Source organism: Truepera radiovictrix DSM 17093, assembly GCF_000092425.1.
In the GTDB taxonomy this organism is placed as follows: Bacteria; Deinococcota; Deinococci; order Deinococcales; family Trueperaceae; genus Truepera; species Truepera radiovictrix.
The window spans coordinates 380,840-405,752 of record NC_014221.1; the positions used below are offsets into that span (position 1 = coordinate 380,840).

The window sequence follows — 24,913 nt, forward strand, 5'->3', positions numbered from 1 at the left end:
TGAAAGAGCGACCGGCGAACGGTGGCCGAGCGCCGCTTTGCGCCCGCCCTCCGAGACGATCCCGGTCGCCACGCGCCGACGCCGACGGTGTCACGCGGTGACCCTGTAAGCGCGCCGCGCTAGCGCGGCGCGATCCGGCGCACGAGTTTGGGGGGGAGCGCGGTGTGGAGCGCCATCCTGCCGGGTCCGAGGGAGCCCTCGAGGCGCACCAGCATCCCCTTGCGCATCCGGAGCGCCATCCCGCTCGCGTCGCCGGTGAGCAGGTACGCGGCGAGTTCGCCCAAGTAGGGTTCGTGGCCGACGAGCGCGACGCAGCGGTCGCTCGGCCCCAGCGTCGCCGCGAGGGTGCCCAAAAGACCGGGGTAGTCGTCGTGCGTCAGAGCGCTGAGGGGCTCTGCGCGGCCCCCTTTGGCGTGGGGCGCGAGGGGCGCTGCGGTCTCCGCGGCGCGCGTGTAGGGGCTCGAGAACAGCCGGTCGAAGCGCACCTCGAGCGCGGCGAGCGCGCCCCTAAGCGCCGCGGCCTGGGCGCGGCCCTTGGCGCTCAAGGGGCGCAGGTGGTCGTTCGGGTCGTTCGGGTCGCCCTGCCCCGCGTGGGCGTGGCGCACGAGGTAGAGCGTGAGGTGCTGCGCGTCCGGCATATCAAGCCCCCAGGAGCATCAGCGCGTGCGTGACCTTGTCGTGACGGTGCGGCGTGAGCGCGGCGTGCGCGGCGAGCGCCGCCGCGACCGCCTCGAGCGCGCCGGCCGGGGCGTCCGGGGCGGCCTCGAGTTCGAGCTCTAGAAACTGCACCGTCTGCGCGGGCGCGCTGGCATGTGGCCGCCGCGCCCGCACCGTATCGAAACTCAGCTCGGCGAGACCCCGCGCCCCCGGCTGCGGGGGGTGCAGGCCGACGCGGCGGCGGTGGGTGGCGATCCGCAGAAGCGGCGTGAGCGCGGCGAGGTCGTCCTCCGCAGCGAGCCCCCCCAACGCCGCGAGGCGCGTGCGGATCGCCGCGGGCCACGCGACGGCGTCCTCGGCCGCCGTCGCCAGCGGCAGCTCGAGCTCCTCGCGTTCGTGAAAGCCCCCCCGAACGCGCCCGGGCGCTTTAAGGGTGACGAGCTGCTGGCCCGCAAAGCGCCGCACGCGCAGCGCGACCCCGCGCCGGCGCAGCACCTCCCCCGGCAGGTCGTAGTAGAGGTCCTCCTGGTGCCGTTCGCCGAGCGGCTCGGGGACGAGGCCGCAGCTGCGCAGCGCCCCTTGCAACGCCTCGAGGGGGGGGAAGGCCGGTTCGACCAGCCACTTGTATTCGCGCTCAACCACACCCTACTTTAACGACTTTAACGCGAGCCGGCGCGGGGGGAGCACCCGAGGGGGTGACGTCGCGCGAACGCTTGACACACCCCCGAGCGCTGCCTATACTGAGGCGTACCTTAATTGATTAGGTATACGCGTCGAGGCCCCGCCTCCGCGTCCAAAAACCTCTGCTACCGGCAAAAGGACCTTCATGAACGAGCTTCCCAAGATGCAGCGCAAAGTCTACGAACGCCTCTGCGAGTACAAAGAGCGCACGGGCCGTTCGCCCGAGCTGTCGGTCTTCGCGCGCGACCTCAACATCCACTACGTCTCGCTGCGCCAGCATCTCGAAGCGCTGCACCGCAAGGGCTACGTGATCTTTGAGAGCCGCGGCCGCGGCCAGTCGCCGCGCCTCGAGCTCCCCGCGCGGGCGACCGGGGTCCCCGTTTTGGGGAGCATCCCGGCGGGGCCGCTCAGCGAAGCGCTCGCCGAGCCCGAAGGGTTTTTGCCGCTCACGGGAGCCCGCCAGCAGTTTGCCCTGCGCGTTAGCGGGGACTCGATGGCTGACCTTATCCAAGACGGCGACATCGTGCTCTTTCGCAAAGGGATGCCGACGCGTAGCGGCGAGATCTGCGCGGTGCGGGTCGGTAACAGTGAGGTGACCCTGAAGTACGTCGACCATCACGAACCGCAGACCGTCACCCTGCGCCCGCACAACCCGCAGTACCCCACGGTCGCCGTGCCCGCTACCGAGGTGCACATCGAAGGGGTGTACTTGGGGCTCGTGCGTGGCGAACTGATCGGCGCGCTTTACGAAGCGCTCTAGCACCCGCACGTCCGGGTTGGGTCCGCGCCATCGGCCAAGATACCCGCGACCCACCCAGGCGTGCGCAACCCCTCGAGACGCGCCCCGCACCCTCGCGGTGCGGCGCAGCCAAGGAGAACCGATGAACCATCCTGCCCTACTCTTTAGAGCGTTGTCAAGCGCGTGGCAGCACGACGCGGCGAGCCCGCACGTCGACCTCTTGGCGGCCGACCTGGCGGCCGCCGTGGGGCGCAGCCGCCACCCCCTATGCGTCGGCCTCGTCCGCAAAGAGGCGATCGCCAAGCTTTACGGCCTCGTCTACCTGCTCGACGGCTACGGCGTCACGCTGCGCCAGCGCTACCGCGACGGGGGCGGCGCGTTCGTCTACGCCGAGCGTCGCGGCGAGGTCCCGAGCGAGTTCGCCGGTGCGGTGGTGCTCGAGCACCGTTTGGCGGTGCTGAGCGCCCCGCCCGCCCCGGCGCTGGCAGAGGCGGCCTGAGATGGCCCCGCAAGAGCGTTCCGAAGCGCTGCTCGGCGCGGGCTACTTGACGTGGCCCGAGCTCCTAGCGCAGCTCGCCGAGCCCTTTCCGGTAGAGGCCATCTCCTGGCGCGCGGGCAGCGTCTCGCGCGACAAAAAGCGCGCCCAAGCGCTACCTTACGCCGAACCGCGCGTCTACGAAGACCGCCTCAACGCCCTCTGCCCGGGGCTCTGGAGCGTCGCCTTCCGGCCCTGGGGTGAGCGCATCATCTGCGAGCTCACCATCGGCGCCGTGGGGCCAGACGGGGCGATCCTCTACGCGACGCGCGCCTCGACCGGCGAGCCGGGCGACAGCCCCGCGGCGGTCGCTGGCACCGCCGCCGAGGCGCAGGCGTTCAAGCGCGCCTGCAGCAAGTTCGGCCTCGGCCGCTACCTCTACGACGTCCCCATCACGTGGGTCGACTACGACGACGCCAGCCGCAAGCTGCTGCAGACGCCGAGCTTGCCACAGTCACGGCCACTAGGCCGGCGGCTGGAGCCGCTAACTGAGCGGTCGCTACGCGCAACTTCGTACTCACGGCCACTAGGCCGGCGGCTGGAGCCGCTAACCGAGGCGCGCTTTGTGCCGGAAGCGCAGCCAGCTGCGAAGACGCCGCGCGCATCCCGAGAGGGGACGCAGGCGCCCCCCCAGAGTACCCCTGCGAGCGCTCCCGGCGCGCGGCTGCTGCCCCCGCCGGAGACCGCGCCACCGGCTGCGGCGCTGACGCCGGCCCGCGCCGAGGCGATGCACCGCGAACTGGAGAAGCTCGGGTTGTCGCGCTCCGCCCAGCAGCGGCTCGCTAAGAGCGTGCTGGGGCGCGACGTCGCCGCCTTCGACCAGCTTTTAGAGAGCGAAGCGCTAGAGGTGTGGAACGCGGCCAAGCGCGCCCAAACGCCGCGGCGCGCGGTGGGTTTTTAGGGGGTGGCGAACGTGCCGACCCTAGAAGCCGGCGTTGAATCCGCCGGTACGGTCTACCGCTGTCCGAAGTGCAAGCGCGACGTGACCGTGCTCCTCGCGCGCGCCTCGGTCAGCTGCAGCCGCTGCGGCCGCGCGATGCGGCGCGTCGCCGATGCGCGCCCCTCCTGAACCTTCGCTCCCCGAGCTGCACCCCGTGGCCTGCCCAGCGTGCGGCGGGGACGGCTACACCCTCGTAGCGGGTAGCGGCGAGGACGAGGTGGGGTGCGCCGCGTGCGGCGGCTTCGGCGTCGTCGAGGTCTGCTCGGGGTGTGGGGCGGTGCCAGCGCTCGAGGGCGGTTACGAGGTGTGCCGCTGCACCGAGGCGGCGCTGCCGGAGCGGCGCGCCGCCTAGCGGCCAGCGGTGCCGCGCGCCCCTAAGCGCGCGCCTTGAGCTGCTCTAACACGTCTTGGGCGAGTTCGCGGCCGAGCTCCTCGGCTTCGGCGGCGTCGCCCGTCACCTCCGCCTGGATCATCCAGTCGCCCTCGTCGCGGGCGGCGGCCCCCAAAAGGTGCAGCTCGCCGTCTGCCGTGACGCTGGCAAAAGCGCCGATGTGGTGCGCGGAGCTGCTCATCTGGCGGGCAAAGGCGCGTTCGGCGCAGGCGCGGTCGAACGAGGGGCGGTGTTGGAGGGTGTAGGCGAGGTCACTGGCGAGATCGTCGTCGTCGCGGACGACGAGCGCGAGCGCCCCCTGACCCGGTGCGGGGGGGAGCTGCTGCGGCTCCAACAGGGTCGTGACCCGTTCGCGTTGGCCGAGCTGGATAAAAGGTGCACTCGGCCAGACGAGGGCGCCGAGCTCCTGGGCGCTCAGGAGCGCGAGCGCGTCCTCGAGCTCACCGGTAAAGACCCTCACCTTGAGGTCGCGCCGCGCCGCTAAGACAAAGGCGCGGTCGCGCAGCGTCGGCACCCCGACCTCGGCGCCCTTGGGGAGGTCGCCGAGGCTTTTGGCGCCGCGCGCTAGGAGGGCCGAGCGCGGCTCGAGGCGTTTGGTCACGGCCGCTACGCTGAGCCCGTCGGGGAGGGTGAGCGGCAGGGTGTCGAGGCTCTGCACGGCGATATGGATGCGCCCCCCCTGAAGCGCGTGCAGCAGTTCGTCGGCGCCCCCGCGGCTCTGGAGGGTGCGCTGGCTGATGCTGACGTCAGGCCACCCCTCGCTCAACTCGGCGAGCACGGCGCGCGCCTGGGCGAGCGCCGGCGCGCCGGTGCGGTTGCCTAGCACGATCCTAGGCACGGGGCGCCCTCTCACCTACCTCGCGGCGGTGAGCCCGAAGGGTAGCGGGGGGAGCTTGAAGGGTTAGGGTGTCCACAGCGATCGTCTCACCTGTTGTGTGTGCACCCCTCTAGTCTAGCTCGAGCCCCCCGCCCGCGCTAGCTGCGTTCCCGCGACGCCCTAGGCGGGTTCGGCGGCCTCGAGGGCTGCGGGCGCGAGCTTGGCGGCCTCGGCGCGCAGCTGCGTGACCTTGTCGAGGCGTTCCCACGGCAGCTCCGGCCGCCCAAAGTGGCCGTAGGCGCTCGTCGCTTTGTACATCGGCCGGTTGAGCCCGAGCTGCGCGATAATAGCCGCGGGGCGCGCGTCGAAAACCGTCCTCAAAAGGCGGCTGAGGTCGTCGTCGGAGAGCGCCGCGGTGCCGAAGGTGTCGACGTAGATGCCGACCGGGTGCGCGACCCCGATGGCGTAGGCGAGCTGCACGAGCGCGCGCCGCGCGAGCCCCGCACCCACCAGGTTTTTGGCCATGTAGCGGGCGTAGTAGGCGGCGCTGCGGTCGACCTTGGTGGGGTCTTTGCCGCTAAAGGCGCCGCCGCCGTGGGGCGCGGCCCCGCCGTAGGTGTCGACGATGATCTTGCGTCCGGTGAGCCCGGCGTCCCCCTCGGGACCACCGATCACAAAGCGGCCCGTCGGGTTGATGTAAAAGGCGGTGTCGTCGCGCAGGTACGCTTCGGGCAGCGCGGCGCGGATGACGTGCGTGTAGAGGTCCTCGTGCAGGGTCGCCTCGTCGACGTCGGGGTCGTGCTGCGCCGAGAGGACGACCGCCGTGACCGCCGTGGGGCGGTCGCCGTCGTAGGCGACGGTGACCTGCGCCTTGCCGTCGGGGCGCAGGTAGGGCAAGAGCCCCTCGCGGCGCACCGCAGCGAGCCGGCGCGTCAGCGCGTGCGCGAGGGTAATGGGTAGGGGCATGAGCTCGGGCGTTTCGTCGGTGGCGTAGCCGAACATCATCCCCTGATCGCCCGCGCCGAGCTGGTCGAAGCGGTCGCCAGAGGGGGCCTCCTGAGCGCGCGACACCCCCTGGGCGATGTCGGGCGACTGCTCGGTGAGCGCGATCAGCACCGCGGCGTGGTCGGCGTCGAAGCCGTAGGCCGCGTCGGTGTACCCGACCTCGCGCACGGTGTCGCGGACGATGCGCTGCAGGTCGACGTAACCGTTACAGGTCACCTCGCCGGCGATGAGCGCGAGCCCTTTGGTGAGGATCGTCTCGACCGCCACCCGCGCCTGCGGGTCGATCTGCAGCATGGCGTCTAGGACGCTGTCGCTGATGCGGTCGGCGAGTTTGTCGGGGTGCCCTTCGGTGACGGACTCCGAAGTGACGAGTCGCATAAAACCTCCTGGTGTCAGCGTGGTGAAGTGGGGCGTTGGGTCCCGGAACCGGGGTGCGGCGCGCGCACGAATAAAGGCGAGTATAACAGAGCCCCCGCGCAGCTTCCGTCGCCCTCGCCGCTATGGCGGCACCCCACAAAAGGCCTCGGGGGCGCCCCGTATACTGAGACCATGCCACGCGACTCCGAGCTGCGGCTCGAGCTGCGCCCCGCGCGCCCCGCCGACGCCCCGGCGCTCGCGGCGCTGCAGCGGACCATCTACGCCGAGGGGCGTTGGTTCGTCGGTGACGGCGCGCCGAGCGCCGAGGCGCTCGCGCACAGGCTCCGCCGCCTCGAGGCGGCGCGCTCGCTCGTGCTGCTCGCCTACGCCGCCGACCCGGCGGAGGGGCTCGCCCTCGGCGGTTGGCTCGAACTCCACCGGCTCCGCCCCGCCCGCATGAGCCACGTCGCCGTGCTCACGCTCGCGGTCGCCCCCACCTTTCGGCAGCGGGGTGTCGCCTCGCGCTTGCTCGCCGAGGCCTACCGTTGGGCGCGCGCGGTCGGGGTGCGAAAGGTGCAGCTCAGCGTCCGCGAACATAACCGCGCGGCGCTCGCCCTCTACGAACGCGAGGGGTTTACGCTCGAGGGGCGCGAGCGCTGCCAGGTGTTCGATGCGGGGCGCTTTGAAGACAACCTGCTGATGGCGAAGTTTCTCTAGCGCTTGACTGGCGGCGCCGCGAAAAGCTACGCGCGGGTGTTCTCGGGCGACGCACGTCGCGGGCGCCGCCTAGCGCACCTTCCGAGATGACACCCGCTAGGGGGTATAGTGCGAGGGGGCACGTGCAGAAAGGATGAGGGTGACGCAGCGAGACCCGTTGGACGAGGACCGATTGCAACCGACCAAGCCCGCCGCCAATCACCGCTTCGATCCGAACGCGGCGCGTATCGGGGAGTGGCCGGAGCAGCGCGTCGGGCTCTTTGTCGATACCCAAAACCTCTACTACGCCGCGCGCGACATCTATAGCCGCCACGTCGACTACGCGGTTATGCTCAAGCTGAGCGAGCGCTCGAGGCACCTCGTGCACGCGACCGCCTACGTCGTCGAGCGCGAGGGCGAGGCGACCGCCTACGGTTTCGTCACCAAGCTCTCGGCCCTAGGCTACCGCGTGCGCCGCCGCAAGGTGCGCGTGCACCGCGCCGACAGCGGCGGGCGGCCCGTTTTAGAGGGCGACTGGGACATGGGCATCGCCGCCGACATCGTGCGCGCTTGGGACTACCTGGACGTGATCGTCTTGGCGAGCGGCGACGGCGACTTCGCGCCCATGCTCGAGCTCGCCCAGCAGCGCGGCAAACGGGTCGAGGTGCTGGCCTTCCGAGAGGCCGCCTCGCAGAACCTGCTCGACTTGGCGGACGCCTTTATGGGTTTGGCGGACGTGCCAGACATCTTTGTGTAGGTGCATCCCGTCACCTAAGCATCAAAAAGTCACAAATCAAACTCCAAACCACGTCTGTTGCTGTCAGGTACCGCTGTGACATCAGGCCACCGTCACGAGTGCAATGCCAACCAGGGCCATAACGACCCCGAGGAGTTGAATGCGCGTGAGGCGCTGAGCCAGCACGAGGCGTGCCAGGATCATGGTCGGCAGTGGCGACAGCGCCGCTAGGACCGCCACGATAGAAAGCAAACCCGTTTGGGTGGCGAGGATAAAGGTGACAAAGCCCGTCGCCTGAATCACCCCGATGGCCACGAGCAGGGGCCACTGCGCGAAACCTGTCCTTAAGGGCGGCCTGACGACGAGCGCCGCCAGACCCAGGACCACCAGCGATCCAGCGACTGCTGCCAGCTGTGGCCACAAGGGGTTTCCTGTACCCGTTTGATCAAGGCCGATGAAAAACAGGCCGTAACCAACGCCTGCCAGGATGCCTTCAAGACGGCCCGGTTGAGACGCGCGCCAAGCGCTGATTCCCACGCGCCGGGTAAACTGGGTATCGCCACCCCCTTGACCATCGCTCCGGCTCACCAAGCCCAGGGCTACGATGACAGTACCAATCCCCCACAAAGCCAAAAGTGAAGGGCGCTCACCTAAGAGCAGGCCCGCAGCCACCGGCACGAGCGCCGACCACACCGCCGTATCCGTCGCGACGATGCCCATCTGTCCCAGCGACAACCCGCGGTAGTAGTAGAGGTGGCCTAGCCCCAGCGCGAGGCCGGCGGCCACACCCCAGGCGAGCACCGCCCCGCCCGGCAGCTCATCACGGACAAAAAGCGCAACGAATCCGAAGACGAAGAGGGCGGCAGCTTGTGAGAGGAGAGAGACGACGAGCGCAGGTACGCGTTTTGCCGCGAAGCCTCCCAAGAAGTCTCCTATGCCGAACGCCAAGGCGGTCGACAAGGCGAAGATTACCGCCATGATGTAGCTCCCAGCTGAGTGCAAGGTAACTGCCGGACGACTAGACGACCGGCGACCGAATGTGTGTGCATCCTCGAGCAACTCCTTCAAGACGAAGTGCACACCCGGGTAGTGCTCATTCAAGATAGCTCATCAGGCTAGTTACAGCAAGTACGTACAAAAATGTGCTATAGTGTCATTTTTTATACTAAAGGGAGGATGCAGGTGGCAAGGTCGTTGATAAAAGATAAGTATCACTGCGCGATGGAGGTCACGCTCGAGCTCATCGGCGGGAAGTGGAAACCGCTGCTTCTCTACTACCTGTTCGGGGGTACACGGCGGTTCGGAGAACTCAAGCGCCTCTTGCCCGATGTTACTCAGCGGATGCTTACCCGCCAATTGCGCGAACTGGAGGGGGCCGGGCTCGTTCACCGGGAGGTGTTCAAGGAGGTGCCGCCGCGCGTCGAGTATTCCCTTACAGAGCTGGGCTGGAGCCTAAAGCCGCTCATCGAGGGGATGGATGCCTGGGGCGAGGTTTACGTCACCAAAATCGTGTCCCAAAGCAATGTAGAGTAAAGCAATCTGACGGAGATGTGGGACATGCCTTGTAACAGTTGGTGCGCTGAGGTATGGTCGCTGGCGTAACTTTAGGGCCGAGGCAGTAAGCTACCTCACCGAACCGCTGCCCTACAGCTGTGGGCTGGTCGAGTGCATCCTGAGTGACACTACGAGCCTATGAGTGCTGGAGTGCTCGAGCTTCGGCGAGAATCTGAAAATGCTCCCGGAGCCGCTCAGCACCTTTCCAGCTCACCACATACACTATTTATGCTGAGGCCTTTAACCTGGCAGGAAGAGTGCGGTTCGCTGCTGCACACACTTTTCTTCTCTGGATGCTGGCTGAAGGGCCGGAGGTGAGACTAAAAAGTGGAGTGGGGATATTCGAACCCGAGCTGAGCGCCTACCGGTTAGGCGATGGGCATCAGGTTGAGGCATACAGCTTGGGCTTATCCGACCGCTAACCCGTACATCCTACTTCGGCACGCTCGCATTGGCCTTTAGCTTCCCCTCCAAAAGAGAGCGCACCCGCTCCGGGTTGGCGGTCCCCTTGCTCGCCCCCATCACGCGGCCTAGAAGCGCGTTGATGGCCTTTGGGTTCTCCCGCGCTTGCGCCACGACCTTGGGGTTTTGCGCCATGACCTCGTCGACGAGGACCTCCAAGGCGGCGCTGTCGCTGAGCTGCGTAAGCCCGCGTTCCTCGACCAACGCCTCGGGGTCGGCGCCGGCGATCACTTCGGGCAGGAGGTCTTTGGCGATCTTTCCCGAGATGGTCCCCGCGTCGACCAGGGCGATCAGGGCGGTGAGCCCCTGCGGCGTGAGTTTTGCCGTCTCCAGCGTCCCCTTCTGCGCGTTGAGGTGGCCCGTGACCTCGCTGAGGAGCCAGTTGGCGAGCGTCTGTACCGGGCCGTTGTACGCCGCGAGGGCGGCGTCGAAAAAGCGTGCGAGCTCGCGGTCGTAAGCGAGCGTCGCCGCGTCGTCGGGCCGGACGCCGAGGGCGGTGTAACGCGCCTCCTTGGCGGCGGGAAGCTCCGGCATCGCCGCGCGCACGGCGTCGAGCCAGCCTTTGGTGAGGTGAATAGGGGGCAGGTCGGGTTCGGGGAAGTAGCGGTAGTCGGCCTCTTCCTCTTTGGTCCGCATCAGGTAGGTCTTCTGCCCCCCTTCGTCCCAACCGAGGGTGGCCTGGTGGACGTCGCCGCCATCCTCTAGGATGCGGCTCTGACGTTTGATCTCAAACTCGAGCGCGCGCTGCACGCTGCGAAACGAGTTGAGGTTTTTGACCTCGACTTTGGTGCCGAACGCTTCGCCGGGGCGCCGCACGGAGACGTTGACATCCGCGCGCATCTTGCCCTCTTCGGGGTTGGCGTCGGAAACCTCCAGGGCGCGCGCGAGGGCGCGCACCCGCACCAGAAACTCGCGCGCCTCTTCGGGGGTCCTTAAGTCGGGTTCGGTGACCATCTCGATCAAGGGAGCGCCCGCACGGTTGAGGTCGACGAGGCTGTAGTCGGCGTAGACGGGGTGCTGCAAGCGGCCGGCGTCCTCTTCGAGGTGGCAGCGGGTGATACCGACGCGCCGCCCGCTTGGGAGCTCGAGCGCCCCCCGTTCGCCGAAGGGGTGGTCGTACTGGCTGATCTGGTAGTTTTTCGGCGCGTCGGGGTAGAAGTAGTTTTTGCGGTGAAACTGCGTGACGGCCGGGATCTCGCAGCCGAGCGCGAGGGCGAAGGTGAGCGTTTTCTGGACGGCTTCGCGGTTTACGGTCGGGAGGCTGCCGGGGAGCCCTAAACAGACCGGGCAGGTGTGGGTGTTAGGGGGGCTGCCGAAGGTCTCGGCGGCGCACGCGCAAAAGAGCTTGGTGCGGGTTTTAAGCGCCAAGTGCACCTCGAGGCCGATGACGGGTTCGAACATAGGGCCAGTTTAGCAGCGCCGCCCCTCTGTGCTCGTGCGTGCTCAGTTGTCGTTACGTTGTGAACGTCTCACAGGGGACCGGTCCCCGCGGTAGGGTTCCGGGTGGTACTGCACGCTGGGTTTGTTGCCCCGTGGTTGTGGGTAGAGGCTAATAAGGTCGTAGACTTCGTAGGGCATGTCGGTAACGATGGGGAGACCGAGCTCGCGCGCTTCGGTAACGCTGATGGGGTAATCGTGCGTCCAGGTTCCCTGACTGAGTTGTCGCGCTACCCTTTCGACCTTAGCGGTGTCCCACCCCTTGTGACGCAGCAGGTCGACGACGGTTTGATACACCTGTGCGAGGGCTTTTTGTGCGACGTCAGCGAAGATGAGGGTCTGGTCATCGATGTCTTTGGGGTCTTTGCGCTCGAGCACTTTGAGCAGCGACGCGGCGGGGTACTGCCCCAGCTGAGGGTCGACGGGACCCAAAACAGCGTTTTCGTCCATAACGATCTCGTCGGCAGCGAGCGCGATCAACGTACCCCCGGACATGGCGTAGTGGGGGACGAACACCGTTACCTTGGCGGGGTGACGTAAGAGCGCCTCGGCGATCTGCTCAGCAGCCAGCACGAGCCCGCCGGGGGTGTGCAAGACGAGATCGATAGGGACGGATTTGTCGGTAAGGCGAATCGCCCTAAGGACGTGTTCGGAGTCGTCGATATTGATGTAGCGCGAGATCGGCACCCCGAGGAGGTTGATCGCCTCTTGGCGGTGGATAAGCGTAATGGCCCGGCTTTTGCGCTTTTCCTCGAGCTGCCGCAACCTGCGCGCGCGGGTAGCGAAAAGGGTCTGCTGCTGGAAGTAAGGGGTCAGCGAAGAAAAGATGAAAAAAAGCCAAAACAGCTGAAAAAAAACGTCCATGGCGCTCTCCTAATCGAAGTCGAAACCCTGCTGGTAGCTCGGTTGGCTGCGGTAAGGTGGGTGGTAGCACAGATGCTTTGCCAAAAGGAGACCTACGGCAAAACCGCCTAGGTGGGCCCACCAGGCCACGCCGGGAAGGCCGAGAAGCCCATAGAGAAACTGAAAGAGCACCCAGTACGCAATGTAGGTTGCTACGGGAAACCAGAAGAAAAAGGGGAGGACAAACCAGACCATCGTCAGTACCCAAGCGCGTGAAAAGAACACCAGGTACCCTCCGAGAACCCCAGAGATGGCTCCGGAGGCGCCGACCATCGGGAGCTGCGCGTCCGGCATGGCTAGCCCTTGGGTGAAGGCGGCCCCGACGCCAGCTAGGAGGTAGAGGATCACGTAACGACCGCCCCCCAAGCGACCCTCTAAAGCGGGGCCGAAGACCCACAAAAACCAGAGGTTGCCGAGGAGGTGCCCGACGCTACCGTGCAGAAACATGCTCGTTACAAGACGGTGGCTTTGCTCAAGGGGGGCGTTGAAAAAGAGGGCGGGGACGAAGCCGTAGCGCAAAATACTCGCTTCAAACGCGCGCGCACCCCCTGAGACCTGCCAGAAAAAGACGAGGATGTTAAGCCATAGCAGCAGCTTGGTGACGAAGGCTGGACCGTGGTGAGCGACCGAGTCGCGCAGCGGCAGCATGGACACCTCCTTGGCAGGTAGTATAGCAGGGCTCTAAAACTGCGCCACGTTTCAGCCGCTAGGCACGCCAGACTGGGTAGACTGAGCCATGGACGGGATGGTTAGGGCGGTGCTAGAAGATATCGCGGTCGCGGGGAGCGGCGAGTTTTTCGTCATGCTCCTGAAAACCGCCAAGGGGGAGTTTGTTCCCATCACCATCGGGCACCTAGAGGCGATGTCGATCTTAGCAGGGCGCAGCAAAGAGCGCCTGCCGCGGCCCCTGTCGCACGACCTGATGCTCTCGGCGCTCGAGCTCCTAGGCGCCCGCATCGTACGCGTCGAGGTGACCGATCTCGTGACCACCGACGAAGGTGGCACCTTCTACGCGCGCTTGGTGCTCGAAAACCGCGGCATCGAGCTCGAGCTCGACGCGCGCCCTTCGGACGCGCTCGCGCTCGCCGTGCGGGTCGACGCCCCCCTCTGGGTCGCCGAGCGCGTGGTCGAGCGGGCGGGGCTGTCGGACTTTACGGGGGGGGCGGAAGCTTAAAAGTCAGCAATGAGTACCGAGCAACGAGCAATGAGTAGAGTATTATCACTCATTGCTCGTTGCTCATGGCTCATTGCTGCTTATAACCCGATACTCGGGTTGTCCCGCGGCCTCAGCCCGTAAGGGATGCAGAGCGGCACGCCGCTGCGCGGGTCGGTGACGATGTCGGCTTCGATGGCGAACACGCGGCGCAGGTTCTCCGGGGTCATCACCTCGGCGGGCGTGCCGGCGACCGCCACCTCCCCGCGGACGATGGCGACCATGTGCTGCGCGTAGCGGCTCGCGTGGTTGAGGTCGTGCACCACCATCACGATGGTGCGCCCCTCCTCGCGGTTGAGGCGCTCTAAAAGCTGCAGCACCTCGAGCTGGTGCGCCATGTCGAGAAAGGTCGTGGGCTCGTCCAGAAGCAGCACGTCCGTCCCTTGGGCGAGCGCCATAGCGATCCACGCCCGCTGCCGCTGCCCCCCCGAGAGGCTGCCCACCGGCCGTTCGGCGAACACCGTCATACCGGTGAGCGCGAGCGCCTTATGGATCGCGCGGTGGTCGTCTCGGTTGAGCCCCCCGAGGCCGCGCTGGTGGGGGAAGCGCCCATACGAGACGAGCTCGTGGACGGTGAGGCCTTCGGGGGCTTCGGGGTTTTGCGGCAAGATGGCGAGCGCTTTGGCGACCTGTTTGGTGGACAGGCGGTGAATCGCCTTGCCGTCGAGGTAGGCCGCTCCCGAGCGCGGCTTTAAAATGCGCGCGAGCGCCTTGAGGATGGTCGACTTGCCCGAGCCGTTGGCGCCGACGAGCGCGGTGATCTGCCCTTCGGGGATGGCGAGCGACAAATCGGGGACGATGAGCTGCTCGAGGTAGCCCAGCGAGAGGTGTTGGGTGTGCAAGGTAGGCATTACAAAACTCCAAGCACATGAAAGCCGAGCACGAGGCTCGGATATGTACTGTACGCGTTTCTGTGGGGGGTGTCAAATGAGGGGCAGCGATAAGTGGAGGGAGCAACGAGCCATGCGTCGAGGCTTGTCGCTCACGGCTCATCGCTTAGCTTGCAAGCCACCACCACCCGAAGAGCAGCGTCAGCAGCGTGATCGGCGCGCCCAGCTTGAAAAACGCCCAGAAGGAGACCTTGACCCCCTCGCGGCGCGCGCGTTCGGCCACGATGAGGTTGGCGACCGCGCCCGCGAGCGTGAGGTTGCCGGCCAAGGTCGAGGCCATCGCGACGGCCAACCACGCCGTCTGCGGGTCGCTGAGCCGCGGCACCACCGGCGCGATGAGGAGCACGGTGGGGACGTTTGACAGCACGTTCGACAGGAGAGCGACGGCGGCGACCAAGGAGGCGAGCCCGGCGTCTAGGAGGGGTTGCACGGGCGCGAACAGGGGGGCGCTCGCGCCGCTCGCCCCGAGCGCCCCGACGGTGACGAAAAGGCCGGCAAAGAGCAGCAGGAGGTTCCAGTCGAGCTCGGCGAGGAGCTTGTCGGCCGGAATCCCCCCGACGAGCAGCAGGGCGGTAGCGGCGAGCAGCGCGGCTTCGGCGACGGGCGCGCCGAGCGCAAAGGCGGCGAGCATCCCCGCGACGACCCCCCCGATGCGCCACCTCGAGCCCTCCCTGGGCGCCTTGAGGTCGTCGGGCAGGGCGCTCGGGTTGGGGGTGACGGGGCGCCGAAACTCGCGGGGGTGGCTGAGGGCGACGAGCGCGACGACCACGACGAGGCCAACGAGCGCCACGGGGGCCAAAGCCCGCGCGAAGGCGAGGTAGCCGATCCCCCCCTGCACCCCGACGACGAGGTTTTGCGGGTTGCCAGTCAGGGTCGCGACGCTGCCGACGTTCGCGCTCGCCGCGAGCGCGACCAGGTAAGGGACCGGTTTGAGCCCGAGCTCGAGGCACACCCGCAGCACCAAAGGGGTAAACATCAAGACCACGGTGTCGTTGAGGAAAAAGGCCGAGATGACCCCCGCGGTGAAGCAGAGCACGACGAGGAGCCCCAACGCGCTGCGCGCGCGCGACACCGCCAGGCGGGTCAGCAGGCGGAAGAGCCCTACGTGCGTCAGGGCGGCGTTAACGACCATCAGCGCAAAGAGCAGCGTGAGGATCTCGCCGTCGATGAGCGCCCACGCCTCGCGCAGCTCGAGCACCCCGGCGGCGACGAGCACACCGGCGCCGACGAGGGCGATGGTGGCGCGGTTGAGGTGCAGCCCCGGCAGGCGCCCGAAGGCGACGCCCAAAAGGGTGACCGAGGCGGTGGCCAGCGTGAGGGTCTGGTCGGGGGTCAAGGGTGGCATGGGGACAGCTTATCGGGCTTTGCCGCCGCGCGGCGCCGCAGCCTGCGCCTCAGGGGCTCGCCGCTGCGCGGCAGCGCCCGCACCGGCCCGTGAGCACGGCGTGCGGTTCAAAGAGCTGCCAGCCGTGCGCGGCGCTCCGCGCCCGCAGCGCGTCTACGTACGCCGTCGGCAGCGTGAGCGGCACGACGCCACCGCAACGTCGGCAGAGGAGGTAGACACCCGCAGCCTCCGCCCGAACGAAGAGGGTGCTGCACCCGGGGGCGCGCAGGGCGCGGACGAGGCCGCGGCGCTCGAGCGCCCCGAGCGCCGTGTAGATGCTCGACAGCGCGAGCGGCAGACCGTCCTCTGCGAGCGCGCGCTGCACCCCTTCGGCGGTCGTCGGGCCGAGCCGTGGTAGCACCTCTAAAAGCGCCCCGGGCGCACCCGAGCGCACGCTCCGGAGGGGGGGCGGGGTACGTTCCGTCGGCCGCGGCGAGCGCCCGTGATGGGGTGGGGAGCGAAGAGGGCGTTTCATCACCGGTTAAACCCGAGTTTAACACTCGGGATTGGCTCATGCTAGCGGGTTCGGCCAAGGGTTAGGGGGCGCGGGGGCTGGCGCGTTGCACCGTCTCCTCGTGCAGGAGGCGCAGCACGTAGTCGCGAAAGGCGCGGTCTTCACCCTCGAGCAGCGACGGGAGCGCCTCCCGGAAGTCCTCGCGGCGGCACCAGCCGCGCAGGTAGTCCTCCCAGGTCTGCCAGAGCCGCGCCCGCCTTGCGGTCATGGGGCCGTCGTAGACGAGCATAAACGCCTGCTCAAAAAGGCCCAGGAGGGTGTCGAAGAGCGCGCGCTGCCGCTCGCGCTGTTCGTCGTCGAGCGTGGGGGTGCCGTGCCGGGTGAGGAGTTTGAGGTCGGCGTGCTCGAGCACGAGCGCCATAAACTCGGTGTAGGCTTCGGCGAGCGACTGGTAGAGCGCGTCCTCTTCGTTGCGCCGCGCCTTGCGCTGCTCGAGGATAAAGACGACCAGGGCAAACGGCAAACCGACAATGGTGACGACGTGGCTGAGCACTTCAAGCCAGAACATGAGCTCCATAGCGTGCCGCTCCAAAGCGCCTCAAGTGAGAGTTGGCGGTAGGGGTCGGTCGAAGGGGTCGTAGCGGTCTGCAAGGTGCCCGGAACCGAGGTTCACGCCGGGGGTGGCGTGAGCGCCCGGGAGGCGGCCTCGAGGGCCTCTGGCACCCGTGCGGTCTCGGGGCCGCTCCCTTGAGCGCGCGCTGGTGTGCCGCCGCCGCGCCCGCGGAGATAGGGTAGCGCTGCCCGCAGCGCCGCGCGCAGGTCGCCCTCCCCCGCGGCAGGCCGCGCAAAGAGGAGCTGGGCGCGGCCCTCGCGGGGTGCGGCGAGCAGGGCAGTGAGCCCCCGTTCGGTGAGCTGCCCAGCGAGCGGCTCCAAGAGGTCAGCCTGGTCCTCGCGCAGCGCGTAGCACACCACCCCGCCGCTGGCGCTTCGTCCGAGCTCAGCGGCGAGTCCCGCGGCGAGGCGGGCTCGGGCCGCCTCGAGGTCGCGCTGAAGGTCGTGCAGCGCCGCCTGCAGAGCGCCTACGCGGGCGCTGAGGTCGCTGGGGCGCGCGCTAAAGCGCGCGGCGAGGTCGCTCACGAGCTGGTGCTTGACCCCGTAGTCGGCCTGCGCCTCCCACCCCGCCGCGAAGTGGACGCGGGTCAGGGCGCCCCGGATGCGCTCTAACTTGAGCACCTTGAGCGGGAGCGCCTCACCCGTGCACCGCACGTGCGTTCCGCCGCACGCCGAGAGCTCAAAGTCGCCCATCTGCACGAGCCGCACCCTGCCGGTGACCTTGGGGGGGCGGCGAAGCGGGTAGCGGCTCAGCTCCCCCTCGTCGACCTCGAAGGTCGTGACCGCCAGCGCGGCGTACATGGCCTCCAGGGCGAGCGTTTCGGCCTGCGCCGCATCCTCGGCGCTCGGCGCCCCCGCGAGGTCGAGCGTGCACACCGACCCCGCGAGGCTGACCGCGCGCGTCTCGAAGGCGGGCGCAAGGCGGTAAAACGCCTGCGACAGGAGGTGCTGGGCACTGTGGCGCTGCATGTGGCGGTAGCGCCGCGACCAGTCGAGCGCCCCCTCCACGCGCGCGCCCACCTCGGGGCGCCCCGCGACGAGGTGCCAGACCGCGTCGCCTTCGAGCTTGACGTCGGTCACCGCTGCGCCCCCGAGCGTACCCGTGTCGTGAGGCTGGCCGCCGGAGGTCGGATAAAAGAGCGTGTCCTCTAGGCGCACCCAGCTCTGACCCGTAGCCCCCGGTGCGGGTCGAACGTCAAGCACCGCGCTCGCAAACGTCCTCTGGTAGCTGTTACGCTGGTAGAGCTGCACACGCTACTTTACCAGCGGCGTGGGCGTCGCTTGCCGAAACCCCCGGGAGACCCCGTTCGGTAGACTGAGCCAGAGGTACGCGATGCACCAGATTCCACCCCCCGCCCCCAGCCCCCTCGAGCTCGATGACCCCAGCCCGCTCCCCGAAGCGCAGGCGCTCGAGGCGACCGTCGCGCGCCTTATCGCGCAGCTCGGCGAGGACGTCACGCGCGAAGGCCTGCAGCGCACGCCCGCGCGCGTCGCGCGCTCGCTGCGCTTTTTGACGAGCGGTTACGCCCAAGACGCCCAGAGTGTGGTGCGCGGCGCGCTCTTTCGCGCCGAGGGCGCGGAGCTCGTCGTGGTCAAGGGGCTCGAGTTCTACTCGCTCTGCGAACACCACCTGCTGCCCTTTTTCGGCCGCGTCCACATAGGCTACGTGCCCGGCGAGCACATCCTGGGTCTTAGCAAGTTCGCCCGCGTCGTCGACGTGTTCGCGCGGCGCTTGCAGGTGCAGGAGCGGCTGACGGTGCAGGTCGCCGACGCCCTCGAGGGGGTGCTGCGCCCCCGCGGGGTCGGGGTCGTCGTCGAGGCGAGTCACCTCTGCATGATGATGCGCGGGGTGCAGCAGCAGGGCTCGAGCACGCGCACGAGCGTCTTGCGCGGGGTGCTCGGGGACCCCGGGGTGCGGGAGGAGTTTCTGCGCGCGATCAACACGCCTTAGCTCGCGAGCGGCCGGCCCACGCGCTTCTAGCGACCGTGGCGACCGTTGGTGGCCGGCTGCTCCCCACACGACCTGATGTGGCCCGGTACACAACTGGACACAACTGGCCAGATACCCAACGCGCCTCGGCCACGGCGCCGTCCGAGACGCGTTGCGTCCGGTTCGCCCAAGCGAAAACCCTCGCTAGGCGGCGCCCAACGAGGGTTTCGGGGTAGCCTCCGGCCTGGAGGACGCGACGCGCGGCTCATCCCCCCTACGCGTCGCCGGCGAACAGCGCGTCGTAGTGCGCCTGCACCAGGGGCTCGAGGTCGCGGCCGTCCTCGAGGTAAACCCACACCTTGGCGAGCGACGAGAGCCCTCCGTAGAGGCGGCAGACGTCGCGCTGCAGGGCCTCGGGATCGGCCTTGCCAGCGCGGCAGAGGTTGCACGAGGTCGCCTCGAGCTGCTCCGCTACCATCCCCTCGAGACCGGCGACGGTGCGGGCGGCGGTGGCGTAGTTGGGGTGCGCGCGCACCGCTTCGGCGAGTTTGTGCAGTTCGAAAAGGGCGCGTCGGCGGTCGCAAAGGAGCGCGTAGCGGGTGCGGTTGGTGGCGGCCGTGTTGCGTGCAGTGTGGTCCATAGCGTCCGTTACGGGGTGTGGTGTGGGCAGCGCGTGCCGAGAAGACTCTACCAGGCGCCGCCCCTAATGTCTAGCATTATAGTCGGAATTGGTCACGTGAAGGCATGCTGCGCGACCTCGAGCGGTTCCGGTAGCGGGCGCCGCCGCAACCGCTACGCACCCCAGCCGCCCTGGGAAGGGGCTGCAAGCTGACCAGACCGCTCCAAGCCAAAGGAGCGGGGTTCCCCGCTCCTAGAGGTGCTCGTGATCGTTATGAAGGGCTTCTGGGCAAGCCGCTACTGGCGCTGGACGTGCGCCTCGAGGAAGTAGAGCGACTCGTCGACCTCGCGGGAGATCTCGGTCAAGAGGTCCTCGGTGGTCGGCTCGTCGAGCTCGCCGGAGCGGCGGATCGCCGCGCGGGTCGAGGCGGCGTAGGCGGCCCAGCGCTCGACCATCAGGTCGACGACCTCGTGGCCCTGCACGGTCTCGAGGGGGTATTCGGGGAGCGTGGTCGCCTCCGCGGCCATGCGCACGGTGCCGAGCGCCGCCCCACCGAGGGCCGTCACGCGTTCGGCGAGCAGGTCGGCGAAGTTGCGGGCGCGTTTGGCGAGGTCGTCGAAGAGTTCGTGAAGCTGGAAAAAGTCCATCCCCTTGACGTTCCAGTGCGCCTGCTTGGTCTGCGTAAAGAGGTCCGTGGCGTCGGCGAGCTGTTGGTTAAGGATGTCGATGAGCTCCTTGCGGACGCCCTCTTCGATGTCGATGCGGGTGCTAAAGGTCAGCTGCTGCGTGGTTTTGGTCATGGTCGTAACAACCTCCAGAGGCCAGTCTAGCGGGTCGGCGCAGCGGGCATGTCGCGTTGGGACACAAAATCGGAATAGTTCCGATTTGGACTTACGCGTCGAGTTCGACCCCGCGCCCCTTGGCTTTGCGAATCGCTAGGGCGAGCCCCTGCAGCTGCAGGGTGATGTGTTGGGCGACCCACACGAGGTCGTCGGGCGCGGTCGGCGCAGCGTCGCCGAGCTCGCGCTCAAGGCGCTCAACCTCGCTTGCAGCGTAGAGGTAGGGCGCTTCACCGCAGAGGTCGCGGTAGACGGGGAGCAGCGCCTGCATGTGCTGCAGCGCGCGGCGCGCCTCTTGGTGGTGGTGCTGGCGTTCCGGGTCGTCGTAGCTCAGCTGGGTGGACGTCATAGGGGAGCTCACCTCGCAAGCGTGCGATGACGCGGGGACGGCTGGGGCCGCTCGTAGGGCACGCTGCTACCCTAGCAGGCGCCTTGGTCGCCTGCCTAGGGGTCGGTGTACCACCGAGCTCGGTATTCAAATACCTCGGCATGCAAGTAGCACGCGCTGCGACCAAAGCGCAGCGAAGGTCAGGACAGCACCCCCTGCACGTGCGCCTCGAGCCAGGTCGCCACCCCGAGCGCTTCAGGCTCTTCAATGCGCTCGTCGGCGACCGCGAGGACGTCGGGGTGAGCGTCGCCGACCGCGACGGCGTGTCCCGCCCACTCGAGCATGGTGACGTCGTTGATGCCGTCGCCGAAGGCGACCGTGTCGCGCTGCGCGACGCCTAGCACGCGGCAGATGTGCGCGAGCGCGGCCCCTTTGTGCGCCCCCGGGCCGGTCACCTCCAAAAAGCCGTCGGGCCAGAGGTAGCGCATCAGCTCGGGGTGTTCGTCCCGAATCTCTAAGAGCATCCGCGGCCCGGCGGCGTCGGCGCTAAAGACGATCTTGTCGGCGTCGCGCACCCGGTCTTTGTGAAAGGCGAGCACGTTGCGGTTGAGCGTGTGCGCCCAGCTCCAGCGGGGGTCTTCGGGGTCGCGGACGTAGATGTCGTCGTCGAACATAAAGGCGTACTCGAGCCCCTCGTCGACGCCGTAGCGGTGCACAAGCCGGTCGACGACGGGCGCGGCGATGAGCGAGCGCGAGAGGACCGCGTCGTCCTCACCGAAGACGATCGCGCCGTGGTTGACGGCGTAGGGACCGGCGACGCCAAGCGTGTCCAGAAAAGGGAGCGTCGAGGCCTTTGGACGCCCGGTGAGCACCGTCACGAGATGCCCCGCGCGGCGCGCGGCGGCAACGGCCCGCACGATGGGGTCGGGGATCTCGTTGCCGCGCGTGACGACGGTGTTGTCGAGGTCGAAAGCGAGTAGCATCTCATGAGCCTACCGCAAACTGCGGCGCCGGTAAGGGCGGCTGGCTACGCCCTGCAAGGGCGCGGCCGTCCCTGTCAAGCCCCCCGCCGCGACGCCGTAAACCTAACGTCCCTTACCAAGCTCGGGGGCCCTTGATGGTATCTTTTAAAGGGACGCAGACGACTCTCCAGACGCGTTTAAGAGCCCAAAAGGAGGACTGTCATGTATAGGGGAAGAGAAGGGCAGTGGGCGTTTATCCTGCACCGCTTGTCCGGGTTAGCCGTCTTCTTTTACCTCATGATCCACGTGGTGAATATCAGCCTGGCGAGCTTTGGGCCGCAGGTCTCCGGACCCGTGCTGTCGTTTTTCCACCAGGGGGTCTTTCGCATCGGGCTGGTGCTCGTGATGGCCGGGGTGGTCTACCACGCCTTTAACGGGTTGCGCATTATCTTGATGGACTTTACCACCTGGGGCACGAAGTACCACCGCCAGCTCTGGTACGGCGTGTTGGCGGCGACCGTGGCGATCGGCATCCCGGTGTTGTGGGTTGTCGTCCCGCAGATCGTGGCGGACCTCTCCTGATGGCGGTTCGCGCACCACGGACGCTGCGCGACGCGCGCGCGACCTACACTACCAACGGCGAGCTCGCTTGGTGGGTATTCATGCGCGTGTCGGGGCTCGCGCTCATCTTCCTGACCTTCGGCCACCTCTACATGAGTAACATCGTCATCGACGCCGGTCAGATCGACTTTAGCTACGTCGCGCGGCGGCTCTCGATCACCTGGGTCAAGATCTACGACACGCTCCTCTTGGGGCTCGCCGTGCTCCACGGGGTCAACGGCGCGCGCTACAGCATCGAGGACTACGCCCGCCACCCGGGGTGGCGCTTCGGTATCAAGATGGGGCTCTACTCGGCTACCGTGCTGGTCATGATCATCGGCATTATCTCGCTCTGGGCGGTCGACTACACCCAGTACCTCAACCTGCCGCCGGACGCGATGCCGGGTGCGGCGCCTGGCGCCGTGGCGCCGGGGCACTAGACCTCGGGCTCAACCTACGTTAGGCGCCCCAGCGGGGGCGCGTGAGTACACAGGGAGACAAGACTGGATGGCAAGAGCGCATAAGTATGACGTGATCGTCGTGGGGGCAGGGGGTGCTGGGCTCATGGCGGCGCGCTACGCCGCGCAGCACCCCGGTGTGTCGGTAGCGGTGATCAGCAAGCTCTACCCCACGCGTTCGCATACGGGCGCGGCGCAGGGGGGGGTAGGGGCGGCGCTGGGCAACGTCTCGGAGGACCACCCCGAATGGCACGCCTTTGACACCATCAAGGGGGGCGACTACCTCACCGACCAAGACGTCGCCGAGATGTTCGCCCACGAGGTCGTCGAGGCCGTTTACGAGCTCGAGCACATGGGGTTGCCGTTTTCACGCACCCCCGACGGCAAGATCGCGCAGCGCAAGTTCGGCGGTCACACCCGCGAGTTCGGCAAGTCCGCCGTCGAGCGCGCCTGCTACGCGGCCGACCGCACCGGCCACATGATCTTGCAGACGCTCTATCAGCAGTCGATCAAGGATAACGTCGTCTTTTTCAACGAGTTTCACGTGCTAGACATCCTGATCGAGGGGGGCGAGTGCGTCGGCGTGGTCGCTTACGAGCTTGCCACGGGGCAGCTGCACACCTTCCACGCCAAAGCGACGGTGATCGCCTCGGGCGGCAATGGCCGCATGTTCAAAGTGACCTCGAACGCGCACGCCTTGACCGGCGACCTGATGAGCGTGGTGTACCGCCGCGGGATCCCGCTCGAGGACCCCGAGTTCTACCAGTTCCACCCGACGGGGCTCTACAAGATCGGGGTGTTGCTGACCGAGGGGGCGCGCGGCGAGGGCGGCATCTTGCGCAACAAAGACGGTGAGCGCTTTATGGAGCGTTACGCCCCGACGATCAAAGACCTCGCCCCGCGGGACATGGTCAGCCGGGCGATGTACATGGAGATCCGCGAGGGGCGTGGGGCGGGGCCGGACAACGACTACATCCACCTCGACCTCACCCACATCGACGCGCACATCATCGAAACCAGGCTCCCCGACATCACCGAGTTCGCCCGCATCTACCTAGGCGTCGACCCGGTCAAGGAGCTCGTCCCGATCCAGCCGACCGCGCACTACGCGATGGGGGGCATTCCGACGACCATCAACACCGAGGTGATCCGCGACGGCGACAACACCATTGTCCCGGGGCTCTACGCGGCGGGCGAGGTCGCCTGCGCGTCGCTGCACGGCGCCAACCGCTTGGGGACCAACAGCTTAGGCGACCTTATCGTCTTCGGGCGCCGCGCCGGTATCTACGCCGCCCGCTACGCCGCCGAGACCTCGTACAAAGACCTGCCCAGAGACGAACAGGACTTTTCACGCGCGCTTATCGACCGCGCGCTCAATGGTCCCGGTTGGGAGCGCGTCTCGCGCATCCGGCAGGACCTGCAGGAGTCGATGCAGGACAACGCGTCGGTCTTCCGCACCGAGGAGACCTTGACCAAACAGGTCGAGGTGCTTAAAGAGCTTAAAGAGCGCTACCAAAAGATCGGCGTCGAAGACCAGGGCGAGCAGTACAACACCGAGCTGATGGAGGCGCTCGAGCTCGGCTTCCTCCTCGACAACGCCGAAGCGCTCGTCCACGCCGCGCTAAACCGCAAAGAGTCGCGCGGCGCGCACTCGCGCGAGGACTTTAAAGAGCGCGACGACGAGGCGTGGCTCAAACACACCCTGGTCTACAAAGACGGCGAGGGTGTGCGGATCGACTACAAACCCGTCACCCTCGGCAAGTACGAACCGAAGCCGAGAGTCTACTAGCAATAGAGTTATGAGCGATGCGTAATGAGTAAAAAGCCCCCACTCATTACTCACCGCTCATCACGCGTTGCTTTTACCAAAGGAAGCTATGGCTACAGCACCTGCTAACCTAGAACGCCAGATCAGGGTCCGCATCAAGCGCTTTAACCCCGAGCAGGACAAGCGCCCCTACTGGGCCGAGTACAACGTCACCGCGCGCACGACCGACCGCGTTTTGGACGTCCTGCACCAGATCAAATGGGAGATGGACGGGACGCTCTCGTTCCGCCGGAGCTGCGCCCACGGTATCTGCGGTTCGGACGCGATGCTTATTAACGGCGTCAACCGCCTCGCCTGCAAGGTGCTCGTCAAAGATTTGGGCGACACCATCTCCGTCGAGCCGATCCGCGGCCTTCGCGTGATCAAAGACATGATCGTCGACATGGAGCCCTTTTTCGACTCGTACAAAGCGGTGTTGCCGTACTTTATCAACGACACCCCGGCGCCGAGCGGCGAGCGCTACCAGAGCCCCGAAGACCGCGAGATCTTCGACGCCACCACCAAGTGCATCCTCTGCGCCGCCTGCACGACCTCGTGCCCGGTCTTCTGGGCCAACGGCTCCTACATCGGGCCAGCTGCCATCGTCAACGCGCACCGCTTTATCTTCGACTCGCGCGACGAGGGCACCGCCGACCGCTTGGAGGTGCTCGGCAAAGCCAACGGGTTGTGGCGTTGCCGCACGGCGTACAACTGCACCGAAGCCTGCCCGCGCGGGATCCCGGTCACGCAAGCCATCGAGGACGTCAAGCGCGAACTGCTCTGGCGGCGCACCTAAGCGCGCTGCAACCCGTCAGGAACGCTTGTCAGGGCGACGATCGTCGCCCTTTTTGCGTGGCGCGCCGTGACCAGCCACGCTTGACCTGCCTAGGGCCATCGTTTAGCCTGA

The 24,913-nt window shown here is 67.3% G+C and carries 31 protein-coding genes; 14 read left to right on the forward strand and 17 right to left on the reverse strand.

Annotated elements, in window-relative coordinates:
• Window positions 1-119: 119 nt before the first annotated feature.
• Together TRAD_RS01680 and TRAD_RS01685 are read right to left on the reverse strand one after the other, a co-directional pair.
• Window positions 120-638, reverse strand: coding sequence for a SixA phosphatase family protein (locus tag TRAD_RS01680; protein WP_013176848.1), 519 nt, complete (start codon window positions 636-638; stop codon window positions 120-122).
• A 1-nt stretch (window position 639) separates the two neighbouring features.
• Entirely contained in the window at window positions 640-1,299 is a 660-nt protein-coding gene (locus TRAD_RS01685; protein WP_013176849.1) for a CYTH domain-containing protein, read from the reverse strand.
• 184 nt (window positions 1,300-1,483) lie between these two features.
• Here TRAD_RS01685 and TRAD_RS01690 point away from each other — a divergent pair, with 184 nt between their 5' ends.
• The 5 genes from TRAD_RS01690 (at window position 1,484) to TRAD_RS01705 (ending at window position 3,904) form a co-directional block, all read left to right on the forward strand.
• Window positions 1,484-2,098: a LexA family protein gene (locus TRAD_RS01690; RefSeq protein ID WP_013176850.1), complete on the forward strand. Its 615-nt coding sequence runs from the start codon at window positions 1,484-1,486 to the stop codon at window positions 2,096-2,098.
• A gap of 121 nt (window positions 2,099-2,219) precedes the next feature.
• A complete protein-coding gene (locus TRAD_RS01695; protein ID WP_013176851.1) occupies window positions 2,220-2,576 on the forward strand; it encodes a hypothetical protein in 357 nt (118 codons plus the stop codon).
• Between the two features lies 1 nt (window position 2,577).
• On the forward strand, window positions 2,578-3,513 hold the full coding sequence (locus TRAD_RS01700) for a hypothetical protein (protein ID WP_013176852.1): 936 nt from the start codon (window positions 2,578-2,580) through the stop codon (window positions 3,511-3,513).
• 12 nt (window positions 3,514-3,525) lie between these two features.
• A complete protein-coding gene (locus TRAD_RS16190) occupies window positions 3,526-3,681 on the forward strand; it encodes a hypothetical protein (RefSeq protein ID WP_185095186.1) in 156 nt (51 codons plus the stop codon).
• On the forward strand, window positions 3,665-3,904 hold the full coding sequence (locus TRAD_RS01705; protein WP_013176853.1) for a hypothetical protein: 240 nt from the start codon (window positions 3,665-3,667) through the stop codon (window positions 3,902-3,904). The genes TRAD_RS16190 and TRAD_RS01705 overlap by 17 nt, the downstream gene beginning before the upstream one ends.
• Before the next feature lie 22 nt (window positions 3,905-3,926).
• Here the strand turns inward: TRAD_RS01705 and TRAD_RS01710 are convergent, their stop codons facing one another.
• Window positions 3,927-4,781, reverse strand: coding sequence for a hydroxymethylbilane synthase (locus TRAD_RS01710; RefSeq protein ID WP_013176854.1), 855 nt, complete (start codon window positions 4,779-4,781; stop codon window positions 3,927-3,929).
• A 159-nt stretch (window positions 4,782-4,940) separates the two neighbouring features.
• A complete protein-coding gene (gene metK, locus TRAD_RS01715; protein WP_013176855.1) occupies window positions 4,941-6,143 on the reverse strand; it encodes a methionine adenosyltransferase in 1,203 nt (400 codons plus the stop codon).
• Window positions 6,144-6,314: 171 nt separating this feature from the next.
• On the opposite strand from metK, the gene TRAD_RS01720 reads away from it, so the two are divergent.
• Together TRAD_RS01720 and TRAD_RS01725 are read left to right on the forward strand one after the other, a co-directional pair.
• Window positions 6,315-6,839 carry a GNAT family N-acetyltransferase gene (locus tag TRAD_RS01720; RefSeq protein WP_013176856.1) on the forward strand — a complete coding sequence of 175 codons (525 nt, stop codon included), beginning with the start codon at window positions 6,315-6,317 and terminating at the stop codon, window positions 6,837-6,839.
• Window positions 6,840-6,978: 139 nt separating this feature from the next.
• Window positions 6,979-7,575 carry a LabA-like NYN domain-containing protein gene (locus TRAD_RS01725; protein WP_013176857.1) on the forward strand — a complete coding sequence of 199 codons (597 nt, stop codon included), beginning with the start codon at window positions 6,979-6,981 and terminating at the stop codon, window positions 7,573-7,575.
• An 81-nt stretch (window positions 7,576-7,656) separates the two neighbouring features.
• Here the strand turns inward: TRAD_RS01725 and TRAD_RS01730 are convergent, their stop codons facing one another.
• On the reverse strand, window positions 7,657-8,532 hold the full coding sequence (locus TRAD_RS01730; protein ID WP_013176858.1) for a DMT family transporter: 876 nt from the start codon (window positions 8,530-8,532) through the stop codon (window positions 7,657-7,659).
• 243 nt (window positions 8,533-8,775) lie between these two features.
• Here TRAD_RS01730 and TRAD_RS01735 point away from each other — a divergent pair, with 243 nt between their 5' ends.
• Window positions 8,776-9,087 carry a winged helix-turn-helix transcriptional regulator gene (locus tag TRAD_RS01735; protein WP_245523522.1) on the forward strand — a complete coding sequence of 104 codons (312 nt, stop codon included), beginning with the start codon at window positions 8,776-8,778 and terminating at the stop codon, window positions 9,085-9,087.
• A gap of 453 nt (window positions 9,088-9,540) precedes the next feature.
• On the opposite strand, the gene gatB is transcribed toward TRAD_RS01735, so the two are convergent.
• From gatB to TRAD_RS01750, 3 genes are read right to left on the reverse strand one after another with little or no spacing between them, the layout of a single operon-like run.
• The gene (gene gatB, locus TRAD_RS01740) at window positions 9,541-10,971 is read right to left on the reverse strand and encodes an Asp-tRNA(Asn)/Glu-tRNA(Gln) amidotransferase subunit GatB (RefSeq protein WP_013176860.1); all 1,431 of its coding nucleotides are present in this window, start codon (window positions 10,969-10,971) and stop codon (window positions 9,541-9,543) included.
• 42 nt (window positions 10,972-11,013) lie between these two features.
• Window positions 11,014-11,871, reverse strand: a complete 858-nt coding sequence (locus TRAD_RS01745; RefSeq protein ID WP_013176861.1) for an SDH family Clp fold serine proteinase — start codon at window positions 11,869-11,871, stop codon at window positions 11,014-11,016.
• A 9-nt stretch (window positions 11,872-11,880) separates the two neighbouring features.
• On the reverse strand, window positions 11,881-12,558 hold the full coding sequence (locus TRAD_RS01750) for a rhomboid family intramembrane serine protease (RefSeq protein WP_013176862.1): 678 nt from the start codon (window positions 12,556-12,558) through the stop codon (window positions 11,881-11,883).
• Window positions 12,559-12,646: 88 nt separating this feature from the next.
• Between TRAD_RS01750 and TRAD_RS01755 the strand changes: the two genes are divergently transcribed.
• Window positions 12,647-13,084 carry a bifunctional nuclease family protein gene (locus TRAD_RS01755; RefSeq protein ID WP_013176863.1) on the forward strand — a complete coding sequence of 146 codons (438 nt, stop codon included), beginning with the start codon at window positions 12,647-12,649 and terminating at the stop codon, window positions 13,082-13,084.
• Window positions 13,085-13,164: 80 nt separating this feature from the next.
• Here TRAD_RS01755 and TRAD_RS01760 read toward each other — a convergent pair whose 3' ends face one another.
• From TRAD_RS01760 to TRAD_RS01780, 5 genes are all read right to left on the reverse strand, one after another.
• Window positions 13,165-13,974: an ABC transporter ATP-binding protein gene (locus tag TRAD_RS01760; protein WP_013176864.1), complete on the reverse strand. Its 810-nt coding sequence runs from the start codon at window positions 13,972-13,974 to the stop codon at window positions 13,165-13,167.
• A 145-nt stretch (window positions 13,975-14,119) separates the two neighbouring features.
• The gene (locus TRAD_RS01765) at window positions 14,120-15,358 is read right to left on the reverse strand and encodes an SLC13 family permease (protein WP_013176865.1); all 1,239 of its coding nucleotides are present in this window, start codon (window positions 15,356-15,358) and stop codon (window positions 14,120-14,122) included.
• Window positions 15,359-15,407: 49 nt separating this feature from the next.
• Complete coding sequence (locus TRAD_RS01770) at window positions 15,408-15,872, reverse strand: transcriptional repressor (protein WP_148221159.1); 465 nt, start codon at window positions 15,870-15,872, stop codon at window positions 15,408-15,410.
• A gap of 61 nt (window positions 15,873-15,933) precedes the next feature.
• Window positions 15,934-16,419 carry a hypothetical protein gene (locus tag TRAD_RS01775; RefSeq protein ID WP_221401635.1) on the reverse strand — a complete coding sequence of 162 codons (486 nt, stop codon included), beginning with the start codon at window positions 16,417-16,419 and terminating at the stop codon, window positions 15,934-15,936.
• Between the two features lie 101 nt (window positions 16,420-16,520).
• Entirely contained in the window at window positions 16,521-17,714 is a 1,194-nt protein-coding gene (locus TRAD_RS01780; protein WP_013176868.1) for an alanyl-tRNA editing protein, read from the reverse strand.
• An 82-nt stretch (window positions 17,715-17,796) separates the two neighbouring features.
• On the opposite strand from TRAD_RS01780, the gene folE reads away from it, so the two are divergent.
• The gene (gene folE, locus TRAD_RS01785; protein ID WP_013176869.1) at window positions 17,797-18,414 is read left to right on the forward strand and encodes a GTP cyclohydrolase I FolE; all 618 of its coding nucleotides are present in this window, start codon (window positions 17,797-17,799) and stop codon (window positions 18,412-18,414) included.
• A 253-nt stretch (window positions 18,415-18,667) separates the two neighbouring features.
• On the opposite strand, the gene TRAD_RS01790 is transcribed toward folE, so the two are convergent.
• From TRAD_RS01790 to TRAD_RS01805, 4 genes are all read right to left on the reverse strand, one after another.
• Entirely contained in the window at window positions 18,668-19,033 is a 366-nt protein-coding gene (locus TRAD_RS01790) for a hypothetical protein (RefSeq protein WP_013176870.1), read from the reverse strand.
• A 275-nt stretch (window positions 19,034-19,308) separates the two neighbouring features.
• On the reverse strand, window positions 19,309-19,812 hold the full coding sequence (dps, locus tag TRAD_RS01795; RefSeq protein ID WP_013176871.1) for a DNA starvation/stationary phase protection protein Dps: 504 nt from the start codon (window positions 19,810-19,812) through the stop codon (window positions 19,309-19,311).
• 91 nt (window positions 19,813-19,903) lie between these two features.
• Window positions 19,904-20,200 carry a hypothetical protein gene (locus tag TRAD_RS01800; RefSeq protein ID WP_013176872.1) on the reverse strand — a complete coding sequence of 99 codons (297 nt, stop codon included), beginning with the start codon at window positions 20,198-20,200 and terminating at the stop codon, window positions 19,904-19,906.
• A gap of 179 nt (window positions 20,201-20,379) precedes the next feature.
• Complete coding sequence (locus TRAD_RS01805) at window positions 20,380-21,162, reverse strand: HAD hydrolase family protein (RefSeq protein WP_013176873.1); 783 nt, start codon at window positions 21,160-21,162, stop codon at window positions 20,380-20,382.
• A 201-nt stretch (window positions 21,163-21,363) separates the two neighbouring features.
• Here TRAD_RS01805 and sdhC point away from each other — a divergent pair, with 201 nt between their 5' ends.
• The 4 genes from sdhC to TRAD_RS01825 all read left to right on the forward strand — a co-directional run bounded on the left by sdhC (window position 21,364) and on the right by TRAD_RS01825 (window position 24,802).
• Window positions 21,364-21,723, forward strand: a complete 360-nt coding sequence (gene sdhC, locus TRAD_RS01810; protein WP_013176874.1) for a succinate dehydrogenase, cytochrome b556 subunit — start codon at window positions 21,364-21,366, stop codon at window positions 21,721-21,723.
• Complete coding sequence (locus tag TRAD_RS01815; protein WP_013176875.1) at window positions 21,723-22,181, forward strand: succinate dehydrogenase hydrophobic membrane anchor subunit; 459 nt, start codon at window positions 21,723-21,725, stop codon at window positions 22,179-22,181. Before sdhC ends, TRAD_RS01815 begins: the two co-directional genes overlap by 1 nt.
• A 67-nt stretch (window positions 22,182-22,248) precedes the next feature.
• Complete coding sequence (gene sdhA, locus TRAD_RS01820; protein ID WP_013176876.1) at window positions 22,249-23,988, forward strand: succinate dehydrogenase flavoprotein subunit; 1,740 nt, start codon at window positions 22,249-22,251, stop codon at window positions 23,986-23,988.
• 88 nt (window positions 23,989-24,076) lie between these two features.
• Window positions 24,077-24,802: a succinate dehydrogenase iron-sulfur subunit gene (locus TRAD_RS01825; protein ID WP_013176877.1), complete on the forward strand. Its 726-nt coding sequence runs from the start codon at window positions 24,077-24,079 to the stop codon at window positions 24,800-24,802.
• Window positions 24,803-24,913: the final 111 nt, after the last annotated feature.

Bases quoted from the DNA above. Each gene is read 5' to 3' on its own strand.
- TRAD_RS01680 (WP_013176848.1), bottom strand. From the start codon at position 638: ATGCCGGACGCGCAGCACCTCACGCTCTACCTCGTGCGCCACGCCCAC.
- TRAD_RS01690 (WP_013176850.1), top strand. From the start codon at position 1,484: ATGAACGAGCTTCCCAAGATGCAGCGCAAAGTCTACGAACGCCTCTGC.
- TRAD_RS01695 (WP_013176851.1), top strand. From the start codon at position 2,220: ATGAACCATCCTGCCCTACTCTTTAGAGCGTTGTCAAGCGCGTGGCAG.
- TRAD_RS01700 (WP_013176852.1), top strand. From the start codon at position 2,578: ATGGCCCCGCAAGAGCGTTCCGAAGCGCTGCTCGGCGCGGGCTACTTG.
- TRAD_RS01705 (WP_013176853.1), top strand. From the start codon at position 3,665: ATGCGCGCCCCTCCTGAACCTTCGCTCCCCGAGCTGCACCCCGTGGCC.
- metK (WP_013176855.1), bottom strand. From the start codon at position 6,143: ATGCGACTCGTCACTTCGGAGTCCGTCACCGAAGGGCACCCCGACAAA.
- TRAD_RS01720 (WP_013176856.1), top strand. From the start codon at position 6,315: ATGCCACGCGACTCCGAGCTGCGGCTCGAGCTGCGCCCCGCGCGCCCC.
- TRAD_RS01730 (WP_013176858.1), bottom strand. From the start codon at position 8,532: ATGGCGGTAATCTTCGCCTTGTCGACCGCCTTGGCGTTCGGCATAGGA.
- TRAD_RS01735 (WP_245523522.1), top strand. From the start codon at position 8,776: ATGGAGGTCACGCTCGAGCTCATCGGCGGGAAGTGGAAACCGCTGCTT.
- gatB (WP_013176860.1), bottom strand. From the start codon at position 10,971: ATGTTCGAACCCGTCATCGGCCTCGAGGTGCACTTGGCGCTTAAAACC.
- TRAD_RS01745 (WP_013176861.1), bottom strand. From the start codon at position 11,871: ATGGACGTTTTTTTTCAGCTGTTTTGGCTTTTTTTCATCTTTTCTTCG.
- TRAD_RS01750 (WP_013176862.1), bottom strand. From the start codon at position 12,558: ATGCTGCCGCTGCGCGACTCGGTCGCTCACCACGGTCCAGCCTTCGTC.
- TRAD_RS01755 (WP_013176863.1), top strand. From the start codon at position 12,647: ATGGACGGGATGGTTAGGGCGGTGCTAGAAGATATCGCGGTCGCGGGG.
- TRAD_RS01760 (WP_013176864.1), bottom strand. From the start codon at position 13,974: ATGCCTACCTTGCACACCCAACACCTCTCGCTGGGCTACCTCGAGCAG.
- TRAD_RS01765 (WP_013176865.1), bottom strand. From the start codon at position 15,358: ATGCCACCCTTGACCCCCGACCAGACCCTCACGCTGGCCACCGCCTCG.
- TRAD_RS01770 (WP_148221159.1), bottom strand. From the start codon at position 15,872: ATGAAACGCCCTCTTCGCTCCCCACCCCATCACGGGCGCTCGCCGCGG.
- TRAD_RS01775 (WP_221401635.1), bottom strand. From the start codon at position 16,419: ATGTTCTGGCTTGAAGTGCTCAGCCACGTCGTCACCATTGTCGGTTTG.
- folE (WP_013176869.1), top strand. From the start codon at position 17,797: ATGCACCAGATTCCACCCCCCGCCCCCAGCCCCCTCGAGCTCGATGAC.
- TRAD_RS01790 (WP_013176870.1), bottom strand. From the start codon at position 19,033: ATGGACCACACTGCACGCAACACGGCCGCCACCAACCGCACCCGCTAC.
- dps (WP_013176871.1), bottom strand. From the start codon at position 19,812: ATGACCAAAACCACGCAGCAGCTGACCTTTAGCACCCGCATCGACATC.
- TRAD_RS01800 (WP_013176872.1), bottom strand. From the start codon at position 20,200: ATGACGTCCACCCAGCTGAGCTACGACGACCCGGAACGCCAGCACCAC.
- TRAD_RS01805 (WP_013176873.1), bottom strand. From the start codon at position 21,162: ATGCTACTCGCTTTCGACCTCGACAACACCGTCGTCACGCGCGGCAAC.
- sdhC (WP_013176874.1), top strand. From the start codon at position 21,364: ATGTATAGGGGAAGAGAAGGGCAGTGGGCGTTTATCCTGCACCGCTTG.
- TRAD_RS01815 (WP_013176875.1), top strand. From the start codon at position 21,723: ATGGCGGTTCGCGCACCACGGACGCTGCGCGACGCGCGCGCGACCTAC.
- sdhA (WP_013176876.1), top strand. From the start codon at position 22,249: ATGGCAAGAGCGCATAAGTATGACGTGATCGTCGTGGGGGCAGGGGGT.
- TRAD_RS01825 (WP_013176877.1), top strand. From the start codon at position 24,077: ATGGCTACAGCACCTGCTAACCTAGAACGCCAGATCAGGGTCCGCATC.